This is a genomic window from Shinella sp. R2-11 (genome assembly GCF_055330205.1).
This window is the reverse complement of the sequence record NZ_JBVAPC010000027.1, coordinates 1-674: the sequence shown is the minus strand read 5'-3', so window position 1 is coordinate 674 and position 674 is coordinate 1. Positions and strand designations below refer to the sequence as shown.

Below are 674 nucleotides of genomic sequence, written 5' to 3'. Positions count from 1 at the left end.
ACAACCGTGCCACGGCCCGAGATCGAGAACACGTCTTCGATCGGCATCAGGAAGGGCTGGTCGATCGGACGTTCCGGGGTCGGGATGTAGTCGTCGACAGCGGCCATCAGGGCGCGGATCGCGTCTTCGCCGATTTCCTTGTTCGAGTCTTCCAGAGCGGCAAGAGCCGAACCCTTGACGATCGGAATGTCGTCGCCCGGGAATTCGTAGGACGACAGCAGTTCGCGCACTTCAAGCTCGACGAGCTCGAGGAGCTCGGCGTCGTCGACCTGGTCGACCTTGTTGAGGAACACGACGATCGCCGGAACGCCGACCTGGCGGGCGAGCAGGATGTGCTCGCGGGTCTGCGGCATCGGGCCGTCGGCAGCCGAGACGACGAGGATCGCGCCGTCCATCTGGGCAGCGCCAGTGATCATGTTCTTGACGTAGTCGGCGTGGCCGGGGCAGTCGACGTGCGCATAGTGACGGTTCGCCGTCTCATACTCGACGTGCGCCGTCGAGATGGTGATGCCGCGGGCCTTTTCTTCCGGAGCAGCGTCGATCTGGTCGTACGCCTTGAACTCGCCGAAGTACTTCGTGATCGCTGCAGTCGTCGACGTCTTGCCATGGTCAACGTGGCCGATCGTGCCGATGTTTACGTGAGGCTTGTTGCGCTCAAACTTACCTTTTGCCAT

At 62.2% G+C, this 674-nt stretch carries 1 protein-coding gene; it reads right to left on the bottom strand.

The features are described 5' to 3' along the window. Positions 1-674, bottom strand: a 674-nt coding sequence (locus ACZ1A1_RS24925) for a GTP-binding protein (protein WP_463622062.1), incomplete at its 3' end; no start/stop codon positions are given.